This window comes from Bradyrhizobium centrolobii, from assembly GCF_001641635.1.
GTDB classification, from domain to species: domain Bacteria; phylum Pseudomonadota; class Alphaproteobacteria; order Rhizobiales; family Xanthobacteraceae; genus Bradyrhizobium; species Bradyrhizobium centrolobii.
The window spans coordinates 189,131-195,963 of the sequence record NZ_LUUB01000063.1 but is presented as its reverse complement, the minus strand read 5'-3'; the positions used below and the strand labels follow the sequence as shown (position 1 = coordinate 195,963).

Sequence of the window (6,833 nt, the reverse complement as noted above, 5' to 3'; positions counted from 1 at the left end):
GCCCCGCAGGCCTCGATCACCACCACCGTCGGCGGCAGCTTGGCAAAAAACGCCAGCATCGCCTTGCGGCTCAGCCGCTTGCGAAGCACGACCGATTCCGATGCATCAACCCCATGCAATTGAAAAATATACTTCGACGTATCCATCCCAATGCGGATAATCTGGCTCACGGACGGCTCCCATGTCTGAGATTTCGACAACCTCATTCTGGCACACTGATGCCGTAGGGGGCCGTCCACACCATCAACCACAGGATGGAGTTTGGCGAAGACTGGGGGTTACGCGCTCGCGCCACAACTACCCCCTGGGGTTATGGGTCCCGGCCGTCGCCGGGACGACAGCGGAGATGGGCGATATCGTCCGTCACTCTCGAAGGTGTGCGCGCACCGCGGAATCGGTTAGACTTGCCCCATGGACAACACCGCCCGCAACATCGCGCCCGTGCCGCCGCCGGACCGCCGCCAGTCGGAGACGGCGCTGGCGATCGCGCGCGGCACGGCGCGGCTGCTGCGCTCGCTCGGCTTTTCCTGCATCAGCGAATTGCCGCTGCCGTCTGGCCGGCGCGCTGACCTGGTGGCGTTGAATGAGCGCGGCGAGATCTGGATCGTCGAGATCAAGTCGTCGGTCGAGGATTTGCGCGCCGATCAGAAATGGCACGAATACCGCGCCCATTGCGACCGGCTGTTCTTCGCCTTCACGCAGGATCTTCCTTGCGAAATCTTTCCGGAGGGCACGGGCCTGATCATTGCGGATGCCTATGGCGCGCATCTGCACTGCGAGGCGCCCGAGCACAAGCTGCCCGCGCCCACGCGCAAGCAGATGACAGTGCGCTTTGCGATGGCGGCCGCGCTCAGGATCAACCGGCTGGTCGATCCGCAGGGGCACGCGGATTTTTGGGAATGAGTTCGTAGGATGGGCAAAGCGAAGCGCGCCCACCACGTCTCTTTCCGGGTTCGAGCACCGTTGGTGGGCACGGCGCGCGAAGAGCGCGCCTTTGCCTACCCTACGGATTCCTTCTTTGCGGTCCCTACGCCCCCTGGTCGAACGCCTTGCGCAGCGCGACATAGCCCTGCTGCTGCTGGCTCCAGTTGCGGCCGCCGGTGATGGCGCCGTCGACGACGAGATCGTGGCCGTTGATGAAGCTCGACTCGTCGCTCGCCAGGAACACGGCGGCATGTGCAATGTCGTCGGGGAGGCCCGCACGCGGGATCGGCTGTGCGCTCTTGTAGACCTCGCGCATCACCGCCGGCGTCTTCTCCGCAGCCTCGGTCGACAGCCCCAGCGCCTTGCCGAAAATCCCGGTCGCGATCGCACCGGGCGAGATCGAGTTGACCCGCACGTTGGACTCGCCGAGCTCCATCGCCACGCATTTGGTGAGATGGATCACCGCCGCCTTGGCCGCGCCATAGACCATCGAGGAGGAGAAGCCGGCGAGGCGGCCAGCGATACTGCCATTGTTGATGATGCTGCCAGAACCCTGCTTCTTCATGTAGGGCGCGGCATGCTTCATGCCGAGCATCACGCTACGCACCAGCGTCGCCATCGCCGCGTCGAACCGCTCGACCTCGAGACCCTCGATGCCGCCGGTCTGCGCCGGCCCGCCGGCATTGTTGAAGAGGCAGTCGATCCGGCCGAATTTTTCCACCGCGAGCGCAATCAGCGCGCGCATCTGCTCTTCGACCGTCACGTCCGTCTGGCGGAAGATGCAGGCGGCGCCGAGTTGCTGCGCCAGCGCCTCGCCCTCCGGTATACGCCGCCCTGCGATCACAATTTTGGCACCTTCGGCAACGAAGACTTCGGCCGTACGCAGTCCGATTCCGCTCGTCGCACCGGTGATCACCGCAACCTTGCCGTCCAGCCTACCCATGGAATGTTCCCGTTTTCGAACTATTTGATGCCAATTGGCGGATACCGGTCGATGCCGTGGCCGCAACGACCACTATCCCTGCCCGCCGCGGGCAAGGCAAGCTATGCTTGCGGTGGCGACATGCGTAACATTCTCACCTGCGGCTCGATTTTCGAACGCGCAGTAGTGTTGGGCAGCGCATGGTGAAGCTGGTCGACCAATTCCGGAAGGGCTGGCAGGGCGTGGCACCGCCGTCGCTCGGCTTGAGCCTCGTCTTCGCGGCGGTCTGCCTGCTGCTGGCAACGCTGGCGCGCTGGGGCCTCGCGCATGTGCGCCCCGACGTGTACTTCACGCCGTATTTCCCGGCCGTGTTCTTCGCCGCCGCGTTCGGGGGCTTTCGGATCGGCATCTTGACCGCAATCGTCGGCGGCGTGCTCGGCGTCGTCCTGAACTTCGGCGACGCCTTTGCGGATCGCGCAAGATTTGCCCTGCTGGCGCTCTATTGGGCCGTCTGTGCGCTCACCATCTGGGGCGTCGAGCATTATCGCGCGATGCTGGTCGAGCAGCGCCGGATCGCCAAGCGCCTGATCGAGGAAGAGGACTATCGCAAGCTCCTGGTCGCTGAGCTCCAGCACCGGCTGAAGAACAAGCTCTCGACCGTGCATGCCGTGCTGCATCAGGTGCTACACGAACAGCCGCAGGTCTGGTCCCGGATCGACCCGCGGTTGCGATCGCTGGCCGCGACCGACGACCTGATCTCGCGGATCGACAATACCGGCTGCGACATCCGTGACCTCCTGATCTCGGAGCTCGGCCCCTACGGCCATGTCCGCTTCACCCTCAACGGCGAACGGCTGTTCCTGCCGGCAAAGCTCGCGGTGACGCTGTCACTGATGTTTCATGAGCTCGCCACCAATGCGGGCAAATACGGCGCGTTCTCTTCGCCGCGCGGACTGTTGCAGGTGTCCTGGACCGTCAGCGACGATCGCCTGACCATCACCTGGGACGAAACCGAGGGCCCGAGCGTCGACAAAGTGTCCGCGCCCGGCTTCGGCACCAAACTGCTGAAGTCGGCACTAACGGCCTTCGACGGCAAGAGCGAGATCTCGTACCTGAAGACCGGGCTGCATTGCATCATGCAATGTCGCATCCCCCGCAGCGAATAGTCCGACTGAAAACGAAAGCCGCTCGCGCGCTTCGCTCGCAGTTTCGAGAAGCGCCGTTGACGCTCTGTTAATGACGATCGCCAGCCCGCGTCGCAACGCCGCAAGTTTCTCTCAAAACACCCCCGTATTTCTGCGGACCCCTTAACCAAACCTAAGAGGGAGCTGCGCAAGATCGCGCGCATTGCAAAGCCGCGCCTGAACAAGAAGATTCATGCATTCTATGAACGACAGCAAATACTCCGGCGCGACTGAAGCCGAACTCGGATTTCTCAAGGAAATCATTAGAATGCTGCCGGCCGGCCTGACCGTGCAGGACGAGCGCGGCGACCTTCTGCTGGTTAACGATGCCGCGGCCGCCCAGCTCGGCATGGACGGCAGCCGCCCCACACACGATCTGGCGCAACGCCGCGACGCCTGCCAGCAGGCGCTGAGAGCCGGCCAGGCGATCGTCACCGAAGAAACGCTCCACGACGGCGCTGCGCGCCAGGTGCTGCTCACCACCCACAGGCCGGTGCGCGTCGCCGGCTGCGCCCTCCTGATCTCGACCTCCGCCGACATCACCGAGCAGAAGAATTTCGAGGACCAGCTGTTCCGCTCCGCCTATTTCGACGAGCTCACCGGGCTGCCCTCGCGGCGTGTGATCGAGCATCGCACCAACAGCATCCTTGCGCGCGAGAAGGCCGGCGAGCGGTTTGCGGTGGCCTTCCTCGATGTCGACAATTTCAAGCACATCAACGACTATTACGGCCACGCCGTTGGCGATGCACTGCTGGTCGAGCTGTCGAAGCGGCTCGGCCGGGACCTGCGCGAGTCCGACATGCTGTCGCGCATCTCCGGCGACGAATTCCTGCTCCTGCTGTCGCCGATCGAGAGCGAGCAGGAGGTTGCCGAGTTCATGCAGTCGGCGCTGAAGCGGCTGACCGCGCCCTTCTTCATCGACAATTCCGAGATCTTCGCCTCCACCTCCGTCGGCGTCAGCCTCTACCCGGACCACGGCCGCAGCTTCGAGATGCTGCGACAGAACGCCGATATCGCGATGTACCGCATCAAGAACAACGGCAAGGGCTCGGCGGCGTTCTTCGATTCCAGCATGGAGCGCGAGGCGCTCGCGCGCATGAAGATCGAGCAGTCGCTGCGGCTCGCCATCCTGGAGAAGCGCTTCTGCTGCGCCTTCCAGTCCAAGGTCGACATCAGGACGCAGGCCGTGAGGGGCATCGAGGCGCTGGTGCGCCTGCGCGACGACGAAGGCGTGATCCAGGCGCCCGGCTCGTTCATCAACCTCGCCAGCGAACTGGGGCTGATCGACGAGCTGACGCATCTGGTGCTCGCCGAGATCGTGAAGTCGATCGACCTGATCAACGACACCTTCGGCGCCGAAGCCACCATCAGCATCAACGTCGCCGCCAAGCAGGCCGGCAATCCCGAATTCATGCGCACCTTCGCGCGGGCGCTGGAAGAGACAGGCTTCCCCAAGCGCTTCATGATCGAGGTGACGGAAGACGCCTTCGTTACCAAGAATCATTTCCAGGCCGAGGTCCTGCCGATGTTCCGCAAGCTCGGCGTCGGCATCTCGATCGATGATTTCGGCACCGGCTACTCCTCGCTGTCGGCGCTTGCCGACATCACCGCCGACGAGATCAAGATCGACCGGTCCTTCATCACCGACATCCATAAACGCCCGCGCAGCCAGGGCATTTTACGCGCGATCGAATCCTTGAGCGAAGCGCTCGGCATGACCGTCATCGCCGAGGGCCTCGAATCCTATGAGGAGCTCGCGTATCTCCAGGCCGCGACCAAGATCCGCTACGCGCAGGGCTATTATTTCGCCCGCCCGATCTTCCTGGAGGAGCTGAAGCTCGCCACACCCGCTTCCAGCGAGGCGCGGGTGAGCGTCGCAAGCCGCCCCATGCAGCAGAACCGGCAGGGATACTCGCGGGCAAGCGGGTACCGGCGGTAGGGGCGAAGACGGCGCAACAAACTTCGATGTCGTCCTGGCGAAAGCCAGGACCCAACCTCAGGGAGATGCTGTGGCGCGAGATAGTGGTTATCAGTCTTCACCAAACCCCTTCCTGGGGTAATGGATCCTGGATCTGCGCTCCGCTTCGCTGCGCTTGTCCAGGACGACATCGGTGATGAGGCCGGCAGCGCGTCCACAAACCCGATGTCGTCCCGGCGAAGGCCGGGACCCAACCCCAGGAATTGGTTTGGCGAAGACTCGTGGTTACCAGTCTTGCGCTGCAAATGCCTTCTGGGGTTGGGTCCCGGCCTTCGCCGGGACGACACGGAGATCGTTGAGCCAGCCGGCCCGCGTTTTCGCCCTTTGAAATTACTGGCCTTTTGGTAATAAACAGGTGGACTTCGTCCGAGGTACGCCATGTCCGTCCCCTCCTCCGTCAGCGATCCCGCCTATCTCCGTGCGCGCGCGATGGAGACGCTGTTCGAGCGGCTGGAAAACCTGTGCGAGGGCGCGATTGCGATCGATCGCAACGGGCGGGTCGTCTACGTCAACGAGAAATATCTCGCGGCCCTCGGCCTCAAGCGCACCATTGAGGCGATCGGCCGGCCGATCGAGGAGATCATCCCGAACAGCCTGATGCGGAAGGTGGCGGAGACCGGCGAGCCGATCCTGCTCGACATCATGGAGCTCGGCGGCGAGCAGCTCGTGGTGACGCGCATGCCGATCGAGGACGAGCGGGGCACGGTGATCGGCGCAATCGGCTTCGTGCTCTATGACCAGCTCGACAGCCTCAAACCGCTGCTCGCCCGCGTCGCCCAGCTCGAGAGCGATCTGCGGCTGGCGCGCCGGCAGTTGTCGAACGCCCGCGCAGCGCGATTTACTTTCGCCGACTTCGTCGGCAAGACGCCGGCGATCGCCGGGGCCAAGGAACTCGCAGGCCGCGCCGCCCGGCAGAGCGTCACGGTGCTTCTCACCGGCGAAACCGGAACGGGCAAGGAGATGCTGGCGCAGGCGATTCACAACGCCTCGTCCCGCGCCGACAAGCCGTTCGTCAGCGTCAACGTCGCCGCAATCCCCGACACGCTGATCGAATCGGAATTTTTCGGGACCGCGCCGGGCGCCTATACCGGCGCCGACCGCAAGGGCCGCGAAGGAAAATTCCGCATCGCCGATGGCGGCACCCTGTTCCTCGACGAGATCGGCGAGATGCCGCTGCAATTGCAGGCAAAACTCCTGCGCGTGTTGCAGGAGCGTGAGATCGAGCCGCTCGGCTCGGACAAGATTTCGAAAGTCGACGTGCGCGTGGTCGCCGCCACCAATGTCGATTTGCGCAAGCGCGTCAGCGACGGCGCGTTCCGGGCCGATCTTTACTACCGTCTGAACGTGCTCTCGATCGACCTGCCGCCCCTGCGTGACTGCCTCGACGATCTGCCCGAGATATGCGCGCGGCTGCTCGAGGACATCAGCGCCTCCGGCGATTACGTCAACGCGAAGATCACGCCGAGCGCGCTCGCCGCGCTCTCCCGTTACGACTGGCCTGGCAACGTCCGCGAGCTGCGCAACATCCTGGAGCGCGCGCTGATCCTCAGCGATTCCGGACGGCTGACCGGCGACGATTTCGCCCGCATCCTCCCCGTCGGCGCGGAGACGAGGCTAGCCGCGCCGGCGCGGCCGACCGGCATCGTGGTGCCCTATGCCGAGGCCGAGGCCGAATTCGAGAAGCACACGCTCGAACAGGCGCTCGCCGCCACGAACGGCCAGATCTCGGAAGCCGCCAAGATGCTGCGCATCTCGCGCGCGACGTTCTACAAGAAGCTCGCCAAGTTCGGCCTCGCCTCGGGTCCCTCCTCCGTCTGAGTTTCGA

General features: G+C 64.1%; 5 protein-coding genes and 1 pseudogene. 4 read left to right on the top strand and 2 right to left on the bottom strand.

What is annotated here, in order from left to right:
• Positions 1-170 (bottom strand): annotated as a pseudogene (locus AYJ54_RS49560) (IS110 family transposase); the annotation flags it as partial.
• Between the two features lie 241 nt (positions 171-411).
• On the opposite strand from AYJ54_RS49560, the gene AYJ54_RS20960 reads away from it, so the two are divergent.
• A complete protein-coding gene (locus AYJ54_RS20960) occupies positions 412-903 on the top strand; it encodes an MmcB family DNA repair protein (RefSeq protein ID WP_063701760.1) in 492 nt (163 codons plus the stop codon).
• 124 nt (positions 904-1,027) lie between these two features.
• Here AYJ54_RS20960 and AYJ54_RS20955 read toward each other — a convergent pair whose 3' ends face one another.
• The gene (locus AYJ54_RS20955) at positions 1,028-1,867 is read right to left on the bottom strand and encodes an SDR family NAD(P)-dependent oxidoreductase (RefSeq protein WP_063701759.1); all 840 of its coding nucleotides are present in this window, start codon (positions 1,865-1,867) and stop codon (positions 1,028-1,030) included.
• A 179-nt stretch (positions 1,868-2,046) separates the two neighbouring features.
• Between AYJ54_RS20955 and AYJ54_RS20950 the strand changes: the two genes are divergently transcribed.
• From AYJ54_RS20950 to AYJ54_RS20940, 3 genes are all read left to right on the top strand, one after another.
• Entirely contained in the window at positions 2,047-3,012 is a 966-nt protein-coding gene (locus AYJ54_RS20950) for a sensor histidine kinase (protein ID WP_063701758.1), read from the top strand.
• Between the two features lie 220 nt (positions 3,013-3,232).
• The gene (locus AYJ54_RS20945) at positions 3,233-4,969 is read left to right on the top strand and encodes a putative bifunctional diguanylate cyclase/phosphodiesterase (protein WP_082905764.1); all 1,737 of its coding nucleotides are present in this window, start codon (positions 3,233-3,235) and stop codon (positions 4,967-4,969) included.
• 417 nt (positions 4,970-5,386) lie between these two features.
• Positions 5,387-6,826, top strand: a complete 1,440-nt coding sequence (locus AYJ54_RS20940; protein WP_063701755.1) for a sigma-54 interaction domain-containing protein — start codon at positions 5,387-5,389, stop codon at positions 6,824-6,826.
• Positions 6,827-6,833 lie beyond the last annotated feature (7 nt).

Coding starts and splice junctions, on each gene's coding strand:
- AYJ54_RS20960 (WP_063701760.1), top strand. CDS start 412: ATGGACAACACCGCCCGCAACATCGCGCCCGTGCCGCCGCCGGACCGC.
- AYJ54_RS20955 (WP_063701759.1), bottom strand. CDS start 1,867: ATGGGTAGGCTGGACGGCAAGGTTGCGGTGATCACCGGTGCGACGAGC.
- AYJ54_RS20950 (WP_063701758.1), top strand. CDS start 2,047: ATGGTGAAGCTGGTCGACCAATTCCGGAAGGGCTGGCAGGGCGTGGCA.
- AYJ54_RS20945 (WP_082905764.1), top strand. CDS start 3,233: ATGAACGACAGCAAATACTCCGGCGCGACTGAAGCCGAACTCGGATTT.
- AYJ54_RS20940 (WP_063701755.1), top strand. CDS start 5,387: ATGTCCGTCCCCTCCTCCGTCAGCGATCCCGCCTATCTCCGTGCGCGC.